The organism is Pseudomonas putida (genome assembly GCA_029953615.1).
Taxonomy (GTDB): Bacteria; Pseudomonadota; Gammaproteobacteria; order Pseudomonadales; family Pseudomonadaceae; genus Aquipseudomonas.
The window spans coordinates 4,039,990-4,061,528 of sequence record CP124529.1 but is presented as its reverse complement, the minus strand read 5'-3'; the positions used below and the strand labels follow the sequence as shown (position 1 = coordinate 4,061,528).

At 64.1% G+C, this 21,539-nt stretch carries 16 protein-coding genes and 5 pseudogenes; 5 read left to right on the top strand and 16 right to left on the bottom strand.

What is annotated here, in order from left to right; translation table 11 throughout:
- Positions 1–100: 100 nt before the first annotated feature.
- From QIY50_18700 to QIY50_18650, 11 genes and pseudogenes are all read right to left on the bottom strand, one after another.
- Positions 101–280, bottom strand: coding sequence for a hypothetical protein (locus QIY50_18700; protein ID WGV19384.1), 180 nt, complete (start codon positions 278–280; stop codon positions 101–103).
- Positions 281–402: 122 nt separating this feature from the next.
- Positions 403–1,546, bottom strand: a pseudogene (locus QIY50_18695) (lactonase family protein).
- Entirely contained in the window at positions 1,500–1,790 is a 291-nt protein-coding gene (locus QIY50_18690) for a DUF5629 family protein (protein WGV19383.1), read from the bottom strand. Before QIY50_18690 ends, QIY50_18695 begins: the two are co-directional and overlap by 47 nt.
- Positions 1,791–1,953: 163 nt before the next feature.
- On the bottom strand, positions 1,954–4,329 hold the full coding sequence (locus QIY50_18685) for an RND family transporter (GenBank protein ID WGV23088.1): 2,376 nt from the start codon (positions 4,327–4,329) through the stop codon (positions 1,954–1,956).
- A 20-nt stretch (positions 4,330–4,349) separates the two neighbouring features.
- Entirely contained in the window at positions 4,350–5,363 is a 1,014-nt protein-coding gene (locus QIY50_18680) for a YCF48-related protein (protein WGV19382.1), read from the bottom strand.
- Positions 5,364–5,652: 289 nt separating this feature from the next.
- The gene (pepN, locus tag QIY50_18675) at positions 5,653–8,310 is read right to left on the bottom strand and encodes an aminopeptidase N (GenBank protein WGV19381.1); all 2,658 of its coding nucleotides are present in this window, start codon (positions 8,308–8,310) and stop codon (positions 5,653–5,655) included.
- Between the two features lie 12 nt (positions 8,311–8,322).
- Positions 8,323–9,153, bottom strand: a complete 831-nt coding sequence (locus tag QIY50_18670) for a DUF2797 domain-containing protein (GenBank protein ID WGV19380.1) — start codon at positions 9,151–9,153, stop codon at positions 8,323–8,325.
- Complete coding sequence (locus QIY50_18665; GenBank protein WGV19379.1) at positions 9,150–9,410, bottom strand: DUF1315 family protein; 261 nt, start codon at positions 9,408–9,410, stop codon at positions 9,150–9,152. Before QIY50_18665 ends, QIY50_18670 begins: the two co-directional genes overlap by 4 nt.
- Before the next feature lie 13 nt (positions 9,411–9,423).
- Positions 9,424–10,311: a rhomboid family intramembrane serine protease gene (locus QIY50_18660; GenBank protein ID WGV19378.1), complete on the bottom strand. Its 888-nt coding sequence runs from the start codon at positions 10,309–10,311 to the stop codon at positions 9,424–9,426.
- Positions 10,308–11,279 carry a metallophosphoesterase gene (locus tag QIY50_18655; GenBank protein WGV19377.1) on the bottom strand — a complete coding sequence of 324 codons (972 nt, stop codon included), beginning with the start codon at positions 11,277–11,279 and terminating at the stop codon, positions 10,308–10,310. The genes QIY50_18660 and QIY50_18655 overlap by 4 nt, the downstream gene beginning before the upstream one ends.
- Positions 11,279–12,169, bottom strand: a complete 891-nt coding sequence (locus tag QIY50_18650; protein WGV19376.1) for an NAD(+) kinase — start codon at positions 12,167–12,169, stop codon at positions 11,279–11,281. The genes QIY50_18655 and QIY50_18650 overlap by 1 nt, the downstream gene beginning before the upstream one ends.
- 88 nt (positions 12,170–12,257) lie before the next feature.
- On the opposite strand from QIY50_18650, the gene QIY50_18645 reads away from it, so the two are divergent.
- Positions 12,258–13,190, top strand: a complete 933-nt coding sequence (locus QIY50_18645; protein WGV19375.1) for a DUF1853 family protein — start codon at positions 12,258–12,260, stop codon at positions 13,188–13,190.
- Positions 13,191–13,414: 224 nt separating this feature from the next.
- Entirely contained in the window at positions 13,415–13,960 is a 546-nt protein-coding gene (locus tag QIY50_18640; protein WGV19374.1) for a cytochrome b, read from the top strand.
- On the opposite strand, the gene QIY50_18635 is transcribed toward QIY50_18640, so the two are convergent.
- The 3 genes and pseudogenes from QIY50_18635 to QIY50_18625 all read right to left on the bottom strand — a co-directional run bounded on the left by QIY50_18635 (position 13,951) and on the right by QIY50_18625 (position 17,730).
- Complete coding sequence (locus tag QIY50_18635; protein WGV19373.1) at positions 13,951–14,841, bottom strand: 1-aminocyclopropane-1-carboxylate deaminase; 891 nt, start codon at positions 14,839–14,841, stop codon at positions 13,951–13,953. The two genes, QIY50_18640 and QIY50_18635, sit on opposite strands and share 10 nt — an antisense overlap.
- Before the next feature lie 134 nt (positions 14,842–14,975).
- Positions 14,976–17,014, bottom strand: a pseudogene (locus QIY50_18630) (NADPH-dependent 2,4-dienoyl-CoA reductase).
- 197 nt (positions 17,015–17,211) lie between these two features.
- Positions 17,212–17,730: a peroxidase-related enzyme gene (locus QIY50_18625; protein WGV19372.1), complete on the bottom strand. Its 519-nt coding sequence runs from the start codon at positions 17,728–17,730 to the stop codon at positions 17,212–17,214.
- 129 nt (positions 17,731–17,859) lie between these two features.
- On the opposite strand from QIY50_18625, the gene QIY50_18620 reads away from it, so the two are divergent.
- Positions 17,860–18,684, top strand: coding sequence for an AraC family transcriptional regulator (locus tag QIY50_18620; protein WGV19371.1), 825 nt, complete (start codon positions 17,860–17,862; stop codon positions 18,682–18,684).
- A 54-nt stretch (positions 18,685–18,738) separates the two neighbouring features.
- On the opposite strand, the gene QIY50_18615 is transcribed toward QIY50_18620, so the two are convergent.
- On the bottom strand, positions 18,739–19,617 hold the full coding sequence (locus tag QIY50_18615; protein WGV19370.1) for a LysR family transcriptional regulator: 879 nt from the start codon (positions 19,615–19,617) through the stop codon (positions 18,739–18,741).
- Between the two features lie 107 nt (positions 19,618–19,724).
- Here QIY50_18615 and QIY50_18610 point away from each other — a divergent pair.
- Both QIY50_18610 and QIY50_18605 read left to right on the top strand, forming a co-directional pair.
- Positions 19,725–20,727: pseudogene (locus tag QIY50_18610) on the top strand (zinc-dependent alcohol dehydrogenase family protein).
- Between the two features lie 121 nt (positions 20,728–20,848).
- A pseudogene (locus QIY50_18605) lies at positions 20,849–21,153 on the top strand (GNAT family N-acetyltransferase).
- Positions 21,154–21,161: 8 nt separating this feature from the next.
- On the opposite strand, the pseudogene QIY50_18600 reads toward QIY50_18605, so the two are convergent.
- Positions 21,162–21,440 (bottom strand): annotated as a pseudogene (locus QIY50_18600) (transposase).
- Positions 21,441–21,539 lie beyond the last annotated feature (99 nt).

The following is a 21,539-nucleotide window of genomic DNA, read 5'->3' as shown; positions in this document are numbered from 1 at the left end:
GAGCGGGCGTGCCCGCGAAGCAGACAGCGCGGTGCATGGCACCGGCTTTGCCGGTGTTCGCGGGCACGCCCGCTCCCACAGGGTCCGTGTCAGGCTTGCGTCAGTGGTTGTGCTTGCCACTCAGGGCCGCATGGAAATTGGCACTCTGGCGCAGGTATTGCTCGGTATAACTATGCGTAGCGGACGCCTTGCCGCTGCTGTCGGCATGGGCATGGGTCGGCAACACGACCGAAGCGGAAATGGCGGATGCGGCAATGACCGGGAAGAGATTGAAGTTCATCTGGGCTGACCTCGACGGCGGTGGTTTGACATTGGCCCGTTCGGGCCTTGGGTCAAACTTACGCCGCCGAAGCCGCAGGCAAAAATTCATTGAGGCAGTATCGACTATCACGCCGATCGATATCACTCGATGAACTTCAGGTCCGACGGTGCCTCCTGCTTCAGCGTCTGCACCGTCTCCAGCAGCTTGCCGCTACGCGGATCGCGGCGTATCACCACGATCTGGTTGCTCTTCTGGTTGGCCACCAGCAGGAAGTTGTCACCTGGATCGAGGGCGAACTCGCGGGGGTGATCCCCCTCCACCGAGCGGCGCTGCAGGAATGCCAGCTGGCCATCCTGCTTGCCCACGCTGAACGCCACGATCTCGTTGGCCGTGCCGCGGTTGCTCACATACAGAAAGCGCCCGTCTGCCGACAGGTGCAAGCCACCTGCCGCTTTCGCCGCAGCTTCCTTGCTCTCGGTCAGGGGCAGGCGCTGGCGTTCGACCAGGTTGCCCTCCTGCACATCGAACATCACCACTTCGGCGCTCATCTCCAGGGTCAGGTAGGCATGTCGGCCCTTGGCGTCGAACAGCAGGTGGCGTGGCCCGCTGCCCGGCGGCAAATCCACTGACGCGGGGATCGCCGGCGTCAGCGGGTGGTCGGCGCTGGCACCGTCGTAACGGTAGATGAATACCTTGTCAGCCCCCAGGTCGCTGGCATACAGGTGCCGACCGTCCGGTGACAGCACCAGCGAATGCACGTGTGGCGCTGGCCTGGCGCTCGGGGTTGACCCCGCTCGCCTTGTGCCGGGCCTGCTGCACCACCGGCTTGAGCTTGCCGTCGCGGGCAACCGGCACCACCACCAGGCTGCCGCCGGGATCGGGCTTGACCGCGTAGTTGGCCACGAACAGATAACGCTGGTCCTGGCTGAGGCTGGCGTGGGTAGGCTCGTCACCTTGGCTGGGCACCTGGTTGAGTAGCTTGATCTCGCCTTTTGCACTGACGGCGAAACTGCTGACACCGCCCTTCGGCGTTTCGTTGACCGCAAAGAGCTGGCGTTGATCGGCCGACAGCACCAGCCATGAAGGGCTGACACTCTCCACCACCTGCTGCGGCGACGGGTCGATATGACCGGTCTTTTCGTCGAACCCGTAGCGGTAGATGCCCTGGCTGGCGCCATCGGTGTAACTGCCCACCAGCAAGGTGGCGGCGTGGGCGTGGAGTGTCAGGCTCATCAGGCTAGCGGTCAGCAGGCTCGTCCAGATCCGATTCATCTTCGTCATCATCCGGGGCGCGAAAGGCACTCATACAGACTAGCCGATGCGCGCCGTCGGCATCGTCGAGTTGCCACTCGTCACCCACGGCGATGGCAGCTGTGATCTGCTCGGGGGTGAAGGTCCAGCGGCGGAGCTGGCGGCCGTCCATGCATTCGATGGTGAGGCCGGATTCATCGGAGGTGAAGTCGAAGGCGTGCAGGCCGTCGATCAGGAGCATGTCGCAGGACTGCAGGGCGGTGGCGAGGGGGGACATGGGGGTACCTGTGAGGGATGTGGCGGTATTATAACCCTGGGGTTGCTTTGCAGCCCATCGCGACACAAGGCCGCTCCTACAGGGATCGCGTCAATCTGCGAATACGCGTTCCCTGTAGGAGCGGCCTTGTGTCGCGATGGGCCGCAAAGCGGCCCCCTGCAATTCAATGGGCGAAAATCGACCCACCCTCCTTGCCCACCATCTTTTCCGGCTTGATCAGGAACCGTGCCAACGCCGGCAACAACCACAGCGCCCCGAACATGTTCCACAACAGCATGAAGGTCAGCATCAGCCCCATGTCGGCCTGGAACTTGATCGCCGAGAAGATCCAGGTGCACACGCCGATGGCCAGGCACAACCCGGTGAACAGCACAGCCTTGCCGGTCGAGCGCAGGGTCTCGTAATACGCCTCCTGCAACGGCAACCCGGCACGCAGGAAGCTTTCCAGCCGGCTGTAGATGTAGATGCCGTAGTCCACACCAATACCCACGCCCAGCGCCACCACCGGCAAGGTCGCCACCTTGACCCCGATGCCCATGTAGGCCATCAGCGCGTTGCCCAGCACCGAGGTCAGCACCAGCGGCAGGACGATGCACAGGGTGGCGGCGAACGAGCGGAAGGTTATCAGGCACATCACCGCCACGCAGATATACACCAGGATCAGGATGGTCAGCTCGGCCGACTTGATTACCTCGTTGGTCGCTGCCTCGATCCCGGCGTTGCCCGCCGCCAGCAGGAACTGCAGGCCTTCCTTGTTGTGGCTGTCGGCAAACGCCTTGGCCACGGCAGTGACCCGTTCAAGGGTTTCGGCCTTGTGGTCGTTGAGGAACACCAGCACCGGCGCCAGCGAGCAGTCGCCGTTGTACAGGCCATCGGCGCGGGCGATCGAGTTGTTGAGGATGTCCGGGTTGCGCGACAGGGTTTCCCATTTCAGGCTGCCCTCGTTCATGCCCTTGATCACCTGCTTGGACACGGTCACGAGGGAAATGGCCGACTGCACGCCAGGGGTGTTCTGCATGGTCCACATCAGCTCGTCGATCGGCGCCATGGTCGAGTGGATCGAGCAGCTTTCCGGCGGGGTCTTGACCATGATCACCAGCACGTCGGAACTGGTCGAGTAGTTGCTGATGATGAAGTTGTTGTCCTGGTTGTAGCGCGAGTCGGGACGCAGCTCCGGCGCGCCCTGGTCGAGGTCGCCGATCTTCAGGTTCTGGCTGTACCACAGGCCACCGGCGAAGGCGACCAGCGCCAGCACCACCGACACCGGCGCCACCCTGGCACTGGCAAAGTTCGACAGCAGGCGCCAGAACGGGTGCTCGCGGGTAGCGTCCTGCTTGCTGCGCTCGACAGCCTTCTTGCTGATGCCGACGTAGGAGATGGCTACCGGCAGCAGGATGAGGTTGGTGAACACGATCACCGCCACACCGATGGAAGCACCGATGGCCAGTTCACGGATCACCCCGATATCGATGATCAGCAGGGTGATGAAGCCCACGGCGTCGGCGAGGATGGCGATCATCCCTGGCAGGAACAGCTGGCGGAACGTGCGCCGGGCGGCGGTCAGGGCGTTGTCGGCGTCACTCGACTGCAGGGCGATACCGTTGATCTTCTGGACTCCGTGGGAAATGCCGATGGCGAAGATCAGGAACGGCACCAGCATCGAGTACGGGTCCAGGCCAAAGCCCACCGCATGCATCAGGCCCAGCTGCCAGACCACAGCCACCAGGGTGGTGATGAGCACGGCGATGGTGCTGCGGATGCACCAGGTGAACCAGTACAACAACACCCAGGTGATGGCCAGGGCGACGCCGAAGAACATCGCCACCATCACCAGGCCGTCGATCAGGTCACCGACTTTCTTGGCGAAGCCGACGATGTGCACCTTCACGTTGGGGTTCTGCGCCTGGAACTTGTCGCGGATCTTCTCTTCCAGCTGGTGCGAAAACTGCTGGTAGTCCAGCTTTACCTGCTTGCCCGGGTCCTGCGGGTCGGGGTAGCTCTCCAGCAGTGGCACATCGACGATGCTGGACTTGAAGTTGTTGCCCACCAGGCGCCCTACCTGGCCTGACTTGAGCACGTTGTCGCGGAGTGTGTCGAGGCTGTCCTGCGAGCCATTGTAGGTGTTGGGGATCACCTCGCCACCAGAGAAGCCTTCTTCGGTGACCTCGCTCCAGCGCACGCTGGGGCTCCACAATGACTTCAGCCCGGCACGGTCGACGCCAGGGATGTAGAACACTTCGTCATGGACCTGCCGCAGGGTTTCCATGTAGTCCTTGTCGAAGATGTCGCCATTGACCGCCTCCACCGAGATGCGCACGGTGTTGCCGAGGTTGGCCAGGTCGTTGCGGTGCTCCATCATCTGCTCGATGAACGGGTGCTGCAGCGGGATCATCTTCTCGAAGCTGGTGGACGGGCGAATCTGCGTGGCCTGCCAGAACAGGAAGATGCTGACCAGCACGCACAGGGCGATAACCACGGGGCGGTTGTTGAAGATCAGGCGTTCGAGCAGCGTGGCCTTGTCCTGGTGATGCGGGTGCATGGTGATGCTCTCCCTGCTGGTCATGGACGCACCTCCTGGTCAGCACCCTGCGGGTCAGCCAGGTGCACGCCACCCTGCCCTACCAGCAGCAGGCCGCCATCGGCCCGGCCGCTGACGCCGGCCAGGGCGATGCGGTCGGCGCGGTTGTATACAGTGAAGGTCTGGCCATCATCGGTACTGCGCAGCACGCTGCCGCCATTGCCGACCAGCACCAGGCTACCGCCCTCGACAAGCGTAGCGCCTGCCAGGCCGAATTCGAGGGTGCCACGTGCGGCCTTGAGTTCGATCGGCTGCCAGCTGTCGCCGAAATCGGTCGAACGGAACAGGTTGCCGCGCAGGCCGTAGGCCAGCAGGGTGTGCGGCCGGGCAGTACCGATCACGCCGAACAGCGAACCCTCGTAGGGGCCCTGGACCTTGGTCCAGGTCTGGCCGTTGTCGGCGGAGCGGAACATGCCGCCTTGCTCGCCGACGATGAACAGGCCCGCGTCACGCACCTGGGCGATACCGTTCAGGTGCAGCTGGTCGGGGTTATCCAGGCGCTCGGCCACGTCCTGCCAGTGCTGGCCGCCATCGGTGGTTTCCAGCAAGGCGCCGTAGGCGCCTACGGCAAAGCCGTGCCGGGCGTCGAGGAAGGCGATATCGAGCAACGGCGCTTCACGGGCAAGGTCTTCGAACTGCTTGCTCCAGGTGGCACCGCCGTCGCTGCTGGTGAGGATCTGCGCATCATGGCCCACGGCCCAGCCGCGCTTGTCGTCGAGGAAGAAAACCGCGGTGAGCAGTTGCCGGGTGGGCACCCGCGCCTGGGTCCAGGTGCTGCCCTGGTCGTCCGAGAACAGGATATGACCGCGATCGCCCACCACTACCAGGCGCTTGCCGGCGTGGGTGGCGTCAATCAGCAGGCTCTGGCTGGCCTTGGCCGATTCGGTGGAGTATTCGTCGGCGGCAGCGGCTTGCACGCTGTCGGCCCATATGCCAAGTGCCAGTACCGCTGCGGCTGCCAATGGCCAGGCGAGGCGCCTGTTCTGTTCCCTCATGACTGTCCCCTGTTGTGTTCTTGTTAGGTGGGTCAAGGCATTGCAGGTCCTGCGAAAAGCCTGATCTAGAGGCCTGCAGTAGCTTGAAGGGATCGTAGCGGGGATGTTTGCGGGAATACAACGGGCGGGGTGTTATGTTTTGTTGTCGACTGGAAAAAGCCTGGGGCCGCTGTGCGGCCCATCGCGACACAAGGCCGCTCCTACAGGGGACCGCGAACGCCGGATTGACGCGGGTCCCTGTAGGAGCGGCCTTGTGTCGCGATGGGCTGCAAAGCAGCCCCTCTGGCCCTCAAGCCAGGCTCTTGCTCACAACCTCATACACATCACTGGACAGCTCGCCAGAAGCCAGAATCCGCTCCAGCTCGCCCTTCATCAGGGCCTGACGCGCAGCGTCATACTTGCGCCAGCGAGTCAGCGGTGCCAGCTGCCGCGAGGCGATCTGCGGGTTCAGCGCATTCAGCTCGATCACCAGGTCCGCCAGGAAGCGATACCCCGAGCCATCCGCCGCATGGAAGTTGACCAGGTTCTGCCCGGCAAAGGCGCCAATCAGCGCACGGACCTTGTTCGGGTTCTTCAGGGTGAACGCCGGGTGCTGCATCAGCGCCTTGACCCGCGCCAGCCCGCCCGGCAACGTGCTCGCCGCCTGCACGCTGAACCACTGGTCCATGACCAGCGGGTTGTCCTTGAAGTGCTCGGCAAAGGCCTCCAGGGCCTTGGCCCGTTCAGCCTCGAACGGCGAGTTGACCAGTACCGCCAGTGCGGTCAAACGCTCGGTCATGTTGTCGCACTGCTCGAACTGCTCCAGGGTCGCCTCTAGCACCTGCGGCTGGCCGCTCTGCATCAGATACGACAGCGCGATATTCTGCAGGCTGCGGCGGGCAAAGTGCTCGGCAGACGCCACATAGGCGGTGTTGCGCGACACTTCGCGGTTGGCCTGGTAGCGCGCCCACAGGGCGTCGAACAGCTGCTCGGCGATCTGCCGGCGGGCGAATTCGCGGGCGGCATGGATAGCGTCCACATCGGCCACCTGGCTGATTTCGGTAAGGTACGCCTCTCCTGGCAGCGAGAGCATTTCGGCAACCATGGCCGGGTCCAGCGACTCGTTGCCAAGTACAGTGCCAAGTGCGGTGATCAGACGCTGGTCCAGCTTCAGTGCTTCGCCGCGCTGATGCTGGCCGATCAGCTCCTGCAGCACCTGCACCGACAACTGCTGCCCCGCCTCCCAACGGTTGAAACCATCGCTGTCATGCTGCATCAGGAACATCAGCTGATCGCGGTCGTAGGGGAAGCTCAGCTTGACCGGTGCGCTGAAACCACGCAGCAGCGACGGCAGCGGCTTGGCCTGGATGCCCTGGAAGGTGAAGGTCTGCTCGGCTTCGGTCACCGACAGCACGCGGCTGGTGCCCTGCGCCGCAACTTCAGCGGCCAGTTGCAGCGGCAGGTCGTTGCCTGCGGCGTCCAGCAGGCCCAGTTCCACCGGGATCACGAACGGCAGTTTTTCGGCCTTGTCCGGGGTCTGCGGGCAGCTCTGGCGGAATGTCAGGCTGTAGGTCTGCGCGGCCGCATCATAGGCCTCGCTGACGTCCAGGCGCGGGGTGCCGGCCTGGTTGTACCAGCGCTTGAACTGGGTGAAGTCGACGCCGTTGGCGTCTTCCATGGCCTTGATGAAATCGTCGGTGGTCACCGCCTGGCCATCGTGGCGCTCGAAGTACAGGTCACTGCCCTTGCGGAAGCCATCGGCACCCAGCAAGGTACGCACCATGCGCACCACTTCGGCGCCCTTCTCGTACACGGTCAGGGTGTAGAAGTTGGAGATCTCGATGAAGCTGTCCGGGCGTACCGGGTGGGCCATCGGGCCTGCGTCTTCGGCAAACTGGTGGGTACGCAGGTAGGCCACATCCTCGATGCGCTTGACCGTGCGCGAGTTCATGTCGGCGCTGAACTCGGCGTCGCGGAACACCGTGAAGCCTTCCTTCAGCGACAGCTGGAACCAGTCACGGCAGGTGACCCGGTTGCCCGACCAGTTGTGGAAGTATTCGTGGGCGACCACGCCTTCGACGCGCTGGTGGGCGGCATCGGTAGCCGTTTCGGCACGGGCCAGCACGCAGCTGGAGTTGAAGATGTTCAGGCCCTTGTTTTCCATGGCGCCCATGTTGAAGTCGTTGACTGCGACGATCATGAAGATGTCCAGGTCGTACTCGCGGCCATAGACCTCTTCGTCCCAGCGCATGGACTTCTTCAGGCTGACCATGGCGTGGTCGCACTTGTCGATGTTCTCGGGCTCGACGTAGATGCGCAGGGTGACGTCGCGGCCGGACTGGCGGGTGAAGCTGTCTTCGACGCACCACAGGTCGCCGGCCACCAGCGCGAACAGGTAGGCCGGCTTCATGAACGGGTCTTCCCAGGTTGCCCAGTGGCGACCGTCTTCAGCAGGCCCGCTGCCGATCGGGTTGCCGTTGCTCAGCAATACCGGGTAGCGATGCTGCTCGGCGATGACCGTGGTGGTGAAGGTGCTCATCACGTCCGGGCGGTCGAGGTAGTAGGTGATCTTGCGGAAACCTTCGGCCTCGCACTGGGTGCAGAACATCTTGCCCGACTTGTACAGGCCTTCCAGTGCGGTGTTGCTCTCGGGGTGGATCTTCACGCTGGTATCGAGGGTGAAGCGCTCGGCCTTGGGCTGCACGGTCAGGCTGTCGGCGTCGAGCTGGTAGTCACCCGGCTGCAATTCCTGGTCATCCAGCGCGGCGCGCAGCAGCTCCAGCTGCTGGCCATCGAGTTCCAGTGGCGGCAGGCCGGCACCGCGTGCCGGGTTGCGGCGCATGACCAGTTGCGCGTGAACCAGGGTGTGGTCCTCGAACAGCTCGAAGGTCAGGTGCGTCTCGTCGATCAGGTACTCGGGCGCCTGGTAATCCTTGAGGTAGATCACTTGCGGTTGTTCGGTACGCATGTAGAGGTCCTTTTACTGGAGCACGGCCAGCTGGTAGGCCGTGTACTTGCGAATATTGATCACACCGGTGTCGAAGATCAGGTACTGGCCCTTGATGCCCAGCAGCGTGCCTTCCACTACCGGGTCCTTGTCGAGGTTGAAGCTGACGATCTTTTTCGGGTAGGCCTCGACCGGATATTTCATCTGGACCACTTCGGCGTCGCGCAGCGGCTGGATCGCCTGCAGGCCAAAGCGGCCTTGCAGTTCGCCCAGGCCAGCGGTGCAGGCATCGAAGACCTGTTCACGAATGGCAACCAGGTCGAGCTCCTCGGCGTCGCCCTTGAGCAGGGTGCGCCAGTTGGTGCGGTCCGGCACCTGGCTGCGCAGCAAGTCCTCGACCAGGCCGGATTGCTGGCGGGTGGCCACACGCAGGATCGGCAGGGCCTGGCTGGCGCCCTGGTCGAGCCAGCGGGTGGGCAGCTGGGTGGCGCGGGTAATACCGACCTTGATCCCCGACGAGTTGGCCAGGTAGACGACATGGTCGGTCATGCAGAACTGTTCACCCCACGACGGTTCGCGGCAGGTGCCGGCGTCGTAGTGGCACTTTTCCGGGGCCATGATGCAGACGTCGCACTGGGCCAGCCTGGTCATGCACGGGTAGCAATAACCCTGGCTGAAGCTGGTCTTGGTGCGCTTGCCACAATGGCTGCAGTGGATGGCGCCGAGGTATTCCAGGCGCAGGCGCTGGCCGATCAGCGGGTTGACCGGCACTTGCGTGTCATCCAGGCGGAAGCTGTACTGCACCACCGGCGCCTGCAGGCTGACCGCCATCTTGCTCAACGAGCCACGAGCGAGTTCGATCAATGTACCGAGTCCGACTTGAACAGAATGTTGGCGATCGGTGCAGACTTCGACGCGCACTCCTGCGGGCCCATGTAACCGGTGCGCTGGTCTTCGGGCAGGTTTTTCATTTCCCAGGCGATCACTGCCTGCAGCGACAGCTCTTTCTGTTCGGCGGTGAGCTTGCGGCCGTCCGACCATTTGCCGATTTCCACGGCCAGCTTCAGGCTCTGGTAGATTTCCGGGGTGATGTTTTCGATCATTTGCGCGAAAGTGGACATAGTGTCTCCTGATTCAAGCCGACAGTTTACGCCGCGCCAGCGCCCCACCCAAGAGCCCGGTCAGGCATCCGATGAGCAGCCCGCCGACGTGGGCGGCGTTGGCGATCTGGCCAAGGCCCAGGGTGTCGATCACGCCGCTCAGGCACACCACCAGCCAGATCAGCATCATCACCAGCACGCCCTTGGGCAGGTTGAAGTAACGGTTTGGCGCCAGCCACTGGAACAGCCAGATATGCCCGAGCAGGCCGTACAGCACACCGGACAGGCCACCGAACAGGCTCGGCCCGCTGCTGTAGTGCTGGGCCAGGTTGGACACCAGGCTGAACAGCAGGGTCAGGCCCAGCAGCGCCCACGGGCCCTGGCGCAGTTCGATGCGTTTGCCCAGCTCCCAGAACCACAGGCTGTTCATGGCCAGATGCAGCACGCCGAAGTGCAGCAGCATGGGCGATACCAGGCGCCACCACTGGCCTTCGTCCAGGCTTTGCGCCAGCGGGCTGAAGTACAGGTAGTCGCCCTGGACGCGGAAGTCGAGGAAGGTGAACCAGCTGATGGTGGTGAAGTTGTCGCCCAGGCCGGTGAGGCCGGCGACGATGAAGCACAGCAGCAGGGTCAGGGTGGTGATCTTGCAGGCTTTGGCCTGGTCTGCCAGGGAGGGCTGTGTGGGGGCATTCGCGGGCGCGCCCGCTCCCACAGGGGCCGCAGCGAGCTCAAGGTCGGCGTTGCCGTCGGGGTAGCGCTGGTAGAGTTCGCGGACGTCTTCGGCCAGGGTATCGGGGGCCCAGAGCACCTGGGCATCACCCTCCTCGCTGACCCGGTGCGGCACCTGCAGGCGCTGCAGCAGCTGGACGAAGCCACTGAGGTCGACCGACAGCGGCAGGCGCATCACTTCGATAACGTTCATTGGTTGGCCTGCGGGCGGTCGACGTCGACCCAGACGAACTTGTGCGGGTCGATGCGGGTTTCATCATCCAGCCGGTAGGCAGCCAGCTTGCCGTAGAGCACGGCGCTGTAGTCGAGGCAGGCCAGGTTGGCGCGGATCGGCGCCGGGCGGCCGCTGCGCCAGTAATGGCCGACGAACAGCATCGGCTCGTCTTCGGCATAGCGCAGCAAGGCGTTTTTCTGGCTATGGCTGAGCGGGGTGCTGGCCACTTCCGCGGGCAGGGCATCGGGCTGGAACACGATGTCGCCATAGGTTTGCGGGTCTTCTTCCCAGAACTTGGTGCGGAAAAAGGCGCGGGTCAGGCCGTCGCCGCCAGTCAGGGTCAGGCCGTCCGGCAGGCGCATGTCGGTGCCGCGCAGCAGGCGGTTGCACACGGTGGCGGCAAAACTGCCGGTCACCGCCGAGGCCTGGATGAAGTGCTCGTCGATGCGCCCGTCGGGGTACAGCTGGCGCAGCGGCTCGATCAGCCGTGGGTCCCAGCAGGCATGCACCAGGCGGAAGCGCCCGGCGTCGACGAACAATGGCAGTTCGTAGAACCAGTTGACGAAGTCGTGCCAGTCCGCGGGGTGGTGGGCGAACTGGGTCAGGGTTTCGTCGATCAGCCGGGCGTGACGCGGCGTGTGTTCACGTACAAAGGCCTTGCCGCTGCCGGGCAGTGCCGGAGTGACCCAGCCCAGGGCGTTGTACTCGTGGTTGCCCATGATGCAGAACGCCTGGCCGGCCTCGACCATGTCGTGGACGATGTGCAATGCCTCGCGAATGCGTGGCCCGCGGTCGACGATGTCGCCAAGGAACAGCGCCTGGCGCCGCGGGTGGCGCCAGACACCGGCCACACGCTTGTAACCGAGGGCGTCGAGCAGGCGTTCAAGGGTCAGCGCACAACCGTGCACGTCACCGATGATGTCGAAACTACGCGCCGGATCGAGCATCAGTCGTCCCTGCTTCCCAGACGGCTGCCCCAGCCGAGCTTGGTGCGGCAGACCTCGTAGTAATTGTGGTCCAGTGGGTGGATCAGGCGTAGCTTCTGCGGTTTCTTGCTCACCGTGATGGTGTCGCCGGGGGCGCAGGTGAAGTGGTTCTGGCCGTCACAGGACACTTGCGGGTAGATCTGCAGGTCCTTGGACACCACGATCTTCAGCTCGCTGTTGCCGTCGACCACGATTGGCCGGCCCGACAGGGTGTGCGGGTACATCGGCACGATGACGATAGCGTCGAGCTTGGGGTGCATGATCGGCCCCCCGGCCGACAGCGCGTAGGCGGTGGAGCCGGTGGGAGTGGCGACGATCAGGCCGTCGGCCTTCTGGCTGCAGACGAACTGGCCATCGATGTAGATCTCGAACTCGATCATGCGCGTGGACTTGCCCGGGTGCAGCACCACGTCGTTCAACGCATCACCCTGGCCAATGGCTTCGTTATGGCGGCGCACCTCGGCCTGCAGCAGGAAGCGGTTTTCCACCAGATAGTGGCCGTCGAGTACTTCGGCAACCTTCTCTTCCAGCTCGTCGGGGCGAATGTCGGTAAGGAAGCCCAGGTTGCCACGGTTGATGCCCAGCACCGGAATGTTGTGCCGGGCCAGGGCGCGGGCGGCGCCCAGCAGGCTACCGTCGCCGCCGACCACGATGACCAGATCACAGACCTCGCCCAGCAGCTTGCGGGTGGAGGTTTGCAGGCCATGGCCGGGCAGCACCTCGGCGATGGTGTCCTCGAGGATCACGTGCAGGTGGCGCTCGAGGAGGAATTTTTTCAGTCGGCGAATGGTGTCGAGCACCTGGGAGCTGCCAAGGCGGCCGATGATACCGATATTGCGAAATTGCTCCATGGGGCTCCTGCGAGGCTCTGCGGCGGGTGACTATGCCGCGATTATGGGCGAAACCACCGGGTAGCGGCAAACCGGCTATGCTCGCAGGATGATGCCATTCGCCCTGCTCCATCACCTGCCCCGGCAGCTACGCCGTCCCACCGTGCGCGACCTGGCCTGGGCCCTGCTGTCGCCCCCGTTGCTCAGCGCCCCGCCCTGCCCCCAGCGCCACCCGCTGGCGGGCAGCCTGTGGGCCGACCAGCCGCAGCACCTCGCAAACTGGCTGCAGGCGCTGGATGACGATGACCGGCCATTGCGCGACTGGCTGGCGCAACTGGGCAGTCGGCGGTTGGGGCATTACTACGAACGCCTGTGGCAATTCGCCCTGGGCCAGGCGCCGGGCATCGAACTGCTGGCGGCCAATCTGGCGATTCGCGACGGCGGGCGCACCTTGGGCGAGCTGGACGTGGTGCTGCGCGACCGCGACGGCGTGCACCACCTGGAGTTGGCGATCAAGCTGTACCTGGGCCCGGAGCACGCCGGGCACGACCCGCAAGCCTGGCTGGGGCCGGGCTGCCATGACCGCCTGGGTAGCAAACTGGCGCACCTGACGCGGCACCAGTTGCCCATGTCGGCGGGGGCGCACAGCCGCGAGGTGCTGGCGCAACTGGGTGTGGAGGAGGTGCAGGCGCATGTGTGGCTGGGTGGTTATCTGTTCTACCCGTGGCCTGGGCATGCGCAGCCACCGCAGGGCGCCAACCCGCAGCACTTGCGCGGGCGCTGGGTACGGCGGCGGGACTGGATCATGGGCGAGGGTGAGCGATGGCAACCGCTGCAACGGCATGCCTGGCTGGCGCCGGCGCGGGTCGAGGCGAACGACTGCTGGCCGATGGAGCAGTTTGCGGCGTGGCTGCATGTGCTGCAGCGGCAGGCTCCTGCGCAGTTGCTGGTGAGGTTGGAGCAAGAGGCTGATGGCGGCTGGCAGGAGGCCGAGCGGGTGTTTCTGGTGGCTGACACTTGGCCATTTACTCCCGAGGCATGATGCCAGCAGTTCCGGCCTCTTCGCGGGCTTGCCCGCTCCCACAGATACAGCACAGATTCTGAAGGCTGTGCAGTACCTGTGGGAGCGGGCAAGCCCGCGAAGAGGCCGGTGCAGACAACACAATTTTCACAGACCCAGAGCAAAAATCCGTTCCCCGATAGCCATTACAGTACTACCTGAGCGCCAGCAAGAGCGCCATTCCGACCTGATGACGAGGACCGATCATGGTTTCATCCACCCCCGCGACCCATTACGCGCGCCTTTCCATTGCCCTGCACTGGCTGATGCTGGTGCTGCTGGCCGCGGTGTACGCCCTTATCGAACTGCGTGGGCTGTTCCCCAAGGACAGCGTCGAACGCAACCTGATGAAAGATCTGCACTTCATGCTTGGGCTCAGCGTGTTCGTGCTGGTCTGGCTGCGCCTGGCCATCCGCCTGAGCCGCCCGACCCCGCCCATCGTGCCCAAGCCTGCGGCCTGGCAGACCGGCCTCGGGCACTTGATGCACCTGGCTTTGTACCTGCTGATGATCATCCTGCCGCTGGCCGGCTGGCTTATCCTCAGCGCCGCCGACAAACCGGTGCCGTTCTTCGGCCTGGAGCTGCCGCACCTGATCGGCCCGAACCCGGACCAGGCCAAGTTCATCAAAGGCTGGCATGAACGCATCGGCAGCTGGGGCTACTGGCTGATCGGCCTGCACGCGCTGGCCGGGCTGTATCATCACTATGTGCAGCGCGACAACACACTGCTGCGCATGCTGCCTTACAAGTAACCGCGTCGGCCCTGCAGGCCGCCGGTGTGCACCACGATCAGGCGGGAGCCAGGCGCGAACAGCCCGGCCCCGACCTGCTCACGCAAGGCCAGCAGAGCCTTGCCGGTGTACAGGGCTTCGAGTGGCACGCCGGTGTGCCGCTCGCAGTCGGCGATGAACGCCAGCAGCTCATCATCGAATTTGCCGAACCCGCCACGGCAGGCGTCGTGCAGCTGGTAGCCATGCGCGCCGGCCAGTGTCGCTACCGCTTCCGGTACACCATGGTCCCTGGGTACAGCCAATGCACCATGCACCACATGTGCGCCGGCCTCGGCCATTACCAGGCCGGCCAGGGTAGTTCCCGTTCCGCTGGCCAGCCACCAGGCGTCGTAGCCCGTCCAGCCCAGTGCCGCGACTTGCCCGCGCGCTTGCTGCACGATCAGCGCGCAGCCCCGTGCACCGGCGAGCCCGCCGCCCCCTTCGGGGATGCAGTGCCAACCCGGATAGCGTGCCTGCCAGGGCTCCCAGAAACCCGCTTCGTTTCGTGCCCGGTAGCCGCCATAGCCCAGCCAGTGAAGCTCCATGCCCAGCGCCTGCAGGTCCCGCACGGTTGGCGTGTCCTGGGCGTGACCGCGCAGCAGGCCGGCGGTAGCGAAGCCGAAGCGCTTGCCGGCTGCGGCCAAGGCGTGCAGGTGGTTGGAATGGTTGCCGCCGAGGCTGATCAGGCCCGGGGCGTTGCTGGCGCTGGCCTGTTGCAGGTGGTGGCGTAGCTTGAACCACTTGTTGCCGCTGATCAGCGGGTCGATCAGGTCCAGGCGCAGGATGGCGGCTTCGACCTTGGCCTGTTGCAGCCAGGGCAGGGTCAGGGGGTGCAGGGGAGCTTGGGGAAGGTCGAGGAGCATGCTGCGAGTTTACCAGCGAAATCCTGGGGCTGCTTTGCAGCCCTTCGCGGGCTTGCCCGCTTCCACAGTCCGAGGTGCGCTACCCCTGTGGGAGCGGGCAAGCCCGCGAAGGGCCGCAAAGCGGCCCCGGCAACTCAGAGCTCAGCCGCCAACCTCGAACCCTGGTTGATCGCCCGCTTGGCATCCAGTTCCGCCGCCACATCGGCCCCACCAATCAGGTGCACCGACTGCCCCGCCGCCACCAGCCCGTCCTGCAGTTCGCGCAGCGGCTCCTGCCCGGCACAGATCACCACATTGTCCACTGCCAACACTTGTGGCTCGCCGTCGGCCACGCGAACGTGCAGGCCGGCATCGTCGATGCCCAGGTACTCGACGCTGTTGAGCATCTGCACCCGCTTGTTCTTCAAGCCGGTACGGTGAATCCAGCCGGTAGTCTTGCCCAGGCCGTCACCCACCTTGGATTTCTTGCGCTGCAACAGGTACACCTGCCGCGCCGGGGCATGCGGCTCGGCCTTGATCCCGGCCACGCCACCGCGCGCCTGCAGATGGGTATCGATGCCCCACTCCTTCCAGAACGCCTCGCGGTCCTGGCTGGTGGCCACGCCTTGATGCACCAGGTACTCGGAAACGTCGAAACCGATGCCACCCGCACCAATCACCGCGACAGCCTTGCCCACCGGCTTGCGCTCAAGTAGCACGTCCAGGTAGCTGAGTACCTTGGCATGCTCGACACCGGGGATGGCCGGCGTGCGCGGGGCGATGCCGGTGGCCAGGATGATCTCGTCATAGCCACCGTCCACCAGCGCCTGCACATCGACCCGGGTGTTCAGGCGCAGGTCCACGCCCGTGCTTTTGACCTTGTTGCGGAAGTAACGCAGGGTTTCATGGAACTCTTCCTTGCCCGGTACCCGCTTGGCCACATTGAACTGCCCGCCGATCTCGCTTGCACCGTCGAACAGGGTCACCGTGTGGCCGCGCTCGGCCGCTACCGTGGCTGCCGCCAGGCCGGCCGGGCCAGCGCCGACCACGGCAATGCGCTTCACGGTGCGCACCGGCAGGTAGTTGAGCTCGGTCTCGTGGCAGGCACGCGGGTTGACCAGGCAGCTGGTCAGCTTGCCGCCAAAGGTATGGTCCAGGCAGGCCTGGTTGCAGCCGATGCAGGTGTTGATCTCGTCGCCGCGCGCCCGGCGGCGGCCTTGTTGACGAAATCCGGGTCGGCCAGGAATGGCCGGGCCATCGAGACCATGTCGGCATCACCCTCGGCCAGCACCGCCTCGGCCACTTCCGGGGTGTTGATGCGGTTGGTGGTGATCAGCGGAATGTTCACCACGCCACGCAGCTTGGCAGTGACCTTGCTGAATGCCGCGCGCGGCACCTTGGTGGCTATGGTCGGGATACGCGCTTCGTGCCACCCGATGCCGGTGTTGATCAGGGTTGCGCCGGCCTGCTCGATGGCCTTGGCCAGCAGTTCGATCTCGTCCCAGGTGCTGCCACCCTCCACCAGGTCGAGCATCGACAGGCGGAAGATGATGATGAAGTTCGGCCCTACCGCGCCACGCACCCGGCTGACGATTTCCACCGCCAGGCGCATGCGGTTTTCATAGCTACCGCCCCAGCGGTCGGTGCGGTGGTTGGTGTGGGCGGCGAGGAACTGGTTGATGAAGTAGCCTTCCGAACCCATGATCTCGACGCCGTCGTAACCGGCGCGCTGGGCCAGCACCGCGCACGTGACGAAGTCGGCAATCTGCTTCTCGATACCCGCCTCGTCCAGTTCCCTGGGCTTGAACGGGTTGATCGGCGCCTGGATCGCGCTGGGTGCGACCTGGCGCGGGCTGTAGGCATAGCGCCCGGCATGCAGGATCTGCAGGCAGATCTTGCCACCGGCAGCGTGCACCGCCTCGGTGACGATGCGGTGCTTGTCGGCCTCCTCCTCGGTGCTGAGCTTGGCCGCGCCGGAATACACCCCACCCTCATCGTTCGGCGCGATGCCGCCGGTCACCATCAGGCCGACGCCACCGCGAGCGCGCTCGGCAAAGTACGCGGCCATGCGCTCGAAGCCGCCCGGGCGCTCTTCGAGGCCCGTGTGCATCGACCCCATCAAGGTGCGGTTGCGCAAGGTGGTGAAGCCCAGGTCCAGCGGGGCGAGCAGGTGCGGGTAGCGGTCGGCGGCCATGGAAAGGTCCCCAGATGGCGTATTCACGGGATGCGGGGCCGCACCGGGCGGCGGGCCCCGTCGTTTGTCTGCCTGCGACATTAAACAGCCGTTTGAACGGGCTCAATGATCAAAACTGACAAGTTGATGATCCTGGTGCACAGGGTTTCACCGCGCTGCTCTTCGAGCACTGCACTTGACTCATGGCGGTTACCCTCCTAGCGTGCCGACGGCGGGAAGTCGATATCGGTCGTAGCGATGTTGTTCAGGTAGTTGGTCAGAGTCAGCAGCGTGACTTGCGCCACCACCTCCACGATCTTGCTATCGTCAAGACCGGCCTCTCGCGCTGCAGCGACCTGCTCGTCACTCAATTGGCCGCGGCTTGCGGTGATCTGCTGCGCCAGCGCTGCGACCGCGCTGAGGGTGCCGCTGCGAGCCTGGCTGATGGCTTCATCGCTCAAACCCGCCTTGGCGCCAAAGAAGGCGTGTGCGGCCAGGCAGTAATCGCAACCGTTGATTTCCGAGGTCGCCAGGGCCACAACCTCGCGTTCGGCGGCGCTCAGTGAGCTTTTACCCAGGGCCTGTGCGAGGCCCAGGTAACCGTTGAGTACGGCCGGGGAGTGGGCCAGGGTCTTGAATGCGTTGGGAATGAAGCCGAGACCTTTTTGAATGCCTTCGAGGGCAGCGCGCGAGCCAGCAGGGGCTTGGTCCAGCGAGAGAGCGGCGATACGAGTCATGGTAGTTCTCCAGTAGGTTGATTAACCGGCTTGTCGATCAAGCCTGGAGCCCATACTAGGAAGGCTACCTTTTCTTTCGGATTCAGATCGTCGAATTTATGCAACAGATCGTCTAAACATGAGCGAGCCATGGACCGATTATCGACGCTGCTCAAGCACTTCAACTTGCACGCTTCCACCTTTCACCAAGGTGGGCTTTGCGGAACAACCAGCCTTTATGGGCAGCACAGCGTCGGCCACGCCCATCTGTTGCGTTCGGGGCGCCTGGTCTTGAGGGACAAGCGCGGCCAGCTGATTGAATTGACGGAACCCAGCCTGATTCTGGCCGTACGCCCGCAGGAGCATCAGTTGTCGGCGAGCGAAGCCGATGAAGCAGAGTTGGTGTGTGCCACCTTGCAATTCGATGGCGGCGCCAACAATCCACTGACCCTGGCGTTGCCGGACTTCATCATCAAGCCGCTGCGTGAGTTGCAGGGCCTCGATAGCACCCTCGACTGGCTGTTTGAAGAGGCCTTCGGCGACGAATGCGGGCGGGACGTGATCCTCAATCGCCTGTTCGAGCTGATGGTGATTCAGCTGCTTCGCCATCTCATCGCCAGCCGCAGCATCGCCTCGGGGATGATGGCCGGGCTGGCCGACGCCCAGCTGTCCCGTGCGTTGGTGGCTATCCACAACGAGCCCCGGCAAAACTGGTCCGTGGCGGAGTTGGCGGATCGTGCCGGTATGTCACGCGCGAGCTTTGCTGCGCACTTTCGCGAGACCGTGGGCGCCACCCCTGCGGATTACCTGGCCAACTGGCGAATCAGCCTGACGCAGAAGCGCCTGCGCGAAGGCCGCCCCATAGCACTGATCGCCGATGAGGTGGGCTACGAAAGTCCGTCTGCGCTGGCCCGCACCTTTCGTCGCAAGGTGGGCGCAAGCCCGAGGGAATGGCTGCAGCAGAACACGGCATGATACCTGTCAGGTCTGCCCGTTATGCGCGCGGACCTGCGCCCCGCTTGGGAACAGCTACAAATGCTCCCGGAGAAAATCGACGAACGCCATCGTCCGAGCCGAGCGTCGTCGCTCGCGGCTGAACACGGCGCTGACTGGCAGCGCGGTGGTCTGGTAATCGTCGAGCACGCTGCGCACGATGCCCTGCTGGACGTCTGCTGCAAATAGCCATTCCGGAGAAAGGGAAACGCCCAGGCCGCCCAGGACCATCTCACGTATGGCCTCGCTGCTGTTGCTGGTGACGTTGCCCTTGATGGCGACATCGAGCGCTTGCGCACCGCGGGTGAAGTGCCAGCGATCGTAATGCTCCAGCAGGGTGAAGGCGATGCAGTTGTGGTTTGCCAGGTCGGCGGGCTCGCCTGGCAGGCCGTGGCGATCCAGATAGATGGGCGCGGCATAGACCCGCCGCTTGCTGGTGCCCAGAGAGACGGCCACCAGCCCCTCGCTCTTCACCACCCCGATGCGGATCGCCAAGTCGATGTTTTCCTTGAGCAGATCCTCGTTGTGATCGCTCAGGCGCAGGTCGATCCGCACAGCGGGATGGCGCTGCAGAAAGGCCCCAAGCAGCGGCGCTATGCACAACCTTCCGTAGGTGACCGGTGCGGCGATTCGCAGGGGACCGGCAATTTGCTCCTGGCCGCTGGCGAAGCTGCGGGTGGCGCTGTCGAGCTGGCCGAGAATCTCCTGGCATTGCCTGTAAAAGCTCTGCCCCTGGTCGGTCAGGGCCAAAAGCCGGGTGCTGCGGGCGAACACGGCCCCACCCAGATACTGCTCCAGCGCACGGATCTGCTTGCTCACCGCAGGCTGCCCCATGTTCAGTTCGCGCGCGACAGCCGAGAACGAGCCACGCTCCACGACGCGCACGAAGATGCGCATGCTGTCGAACAGATCCATCGATATTAGGCCTCTTTCAGGAATGAGTGATATGCAAATTTGGTTTCTTATCAGAATGGATAAGACGGAGCAACCTGTAAGCGTCCACTCATTCAGAGGTCCACGTCATGAACCAGACCATGCTTGCCGCTATCGCCGAGTCCGCCCAGGCCCCGCTGGCCGTCCGCCATATGGCTCGCCCTGCTCCCGGTAAGGGGCAGGTCTTGGTCAAGGTTCACGCCGCAGGGGTCAACCCGCTCGATACCAAGATCGCCACTGGCGCGGGAACACACGCCCGCCAGGCACTGCCGGCGGTGCTCGGTCTGGACCTGGCCGGCACGGTCGTAGAGCTGGGCGAGGCGGTCGAGGGCTTCGCGCCCGGCCAGGAGGTCTTCGGCATGGCCGGTGGGATCGGCGGTGCTCAGGGCACCATGGCCGAGTACATCGCCGTGGATGCCCGATTGATCGCGGCAAAGCCACATGCGCTCAGCATGCGTGAGGCCGCCGCTTTGCCTTTGGTCTTCATCACCGCCTGGGAAGGCTTGGTGGATCGCGCCAATGTCCATGCCGGACAGCGGGTGCTGATCCATGGCGGTGCGGGAGGGGTCGGCCAAGTCGCGGTGCAACTGGCCAAGGCGCGCGGTGCCGAAGTCTACGCCACCGGTTCGGCGGCGAGTCTCGACTTCATTCGCTCGCTGGGCGCCACGGCAATCGACTACCAGACGCAAAGCGTGGAGGCCTATGTCAAGCAGTACACGGCCGGCGAGGGGTTCGACATCGTTTATGACACCGTGGGTGGCAGCACGCTGGATGCCTCCTTCCAGGCAGTGAAGCCCTATACCGGACACGTACTGAGTTGCCTCGGCTGGGGCCAGCACAGCCTCGCGCCGCTATCGTTCAAAAGCGCCACCTACTCGGGCGTGTTCACCCCTGACGCCGTTGCTTACCGGCACGGGGCGCGACCACCATGGAGACATCCTGCGCGAGGCGGCTTTGCTGGCCAATGCCGGGCAACTGACCATTCGAGTCGATCAGCAGCACTTTGCGCTGGCAGAGGTCAACGAGGCATTTCGCCAGGTCGCAGGAGGTCGCAGCAAGGGCAAAACGGTCATTCAATTGGTGAATGAATAGGCCTTGGTGTTCCAGGGTTCCATCCGTACAAACTGTAGGTGCGTCCCCTTCTGGCCGATTGCTGCCCTTCGCGACTGTACTGATCATCACCGTCTAACAGGGATGCCCGGGAACGAATGTCATGGGCTGTCTTCCGACGCTGATCACCGATCGGCTGGTTCTCACGCCCCTCCAGCTGGAGGATTCACCCATCATTCAGGAGCTGTTCCCCTGCTGGGAGGTGGTTCGCTACCTGGATCGTCGTGTCCCATGGCCGTATCCAGAAGACCGGCGCTGGTCTATGTCCGAGATATCGCTCTGCCTGCCGTGGCAGCAGGTCGTGAAAGGCACTGGATGATCCGCATGTGCAACGATACTGGCTGCACCCTGGGTAGCATCAGTTTGTATGATCAGCCCGGAAACAACAGAGGTTTCTGGCTCGCACCAAGTGGTGGCAGCTCGACGTTGCGCTCTGCCTCGCGCTCAAGCCGGTGGCTGGACTGAATCCGATTGAGGTAGCCATAGATGTAGATTTTCAGCAGGACTGCTGGATGGTAGGCCGGACGACCCGTAGCAGCCGGATCGACACACTCGAATCCGAGCGCTCCGAGGTCGAGTTCATCGACGAAAACGTCAACCACCCGAACAGGGTTTTCTTCGGTGATGTAATCATCCAGGCACTCCGGCAGCAGCGTGACTTGCGTCCGGGCCTCACCCTCAATGAACCGCTTCATGATCGTCCCCGCCACGATCTCGACGATCAGAAGGTTATACAATCGCAGGTGTTTTCACACAGCCTGGACCCATAGCAGCCATTCACAGAGCCTGCCAGC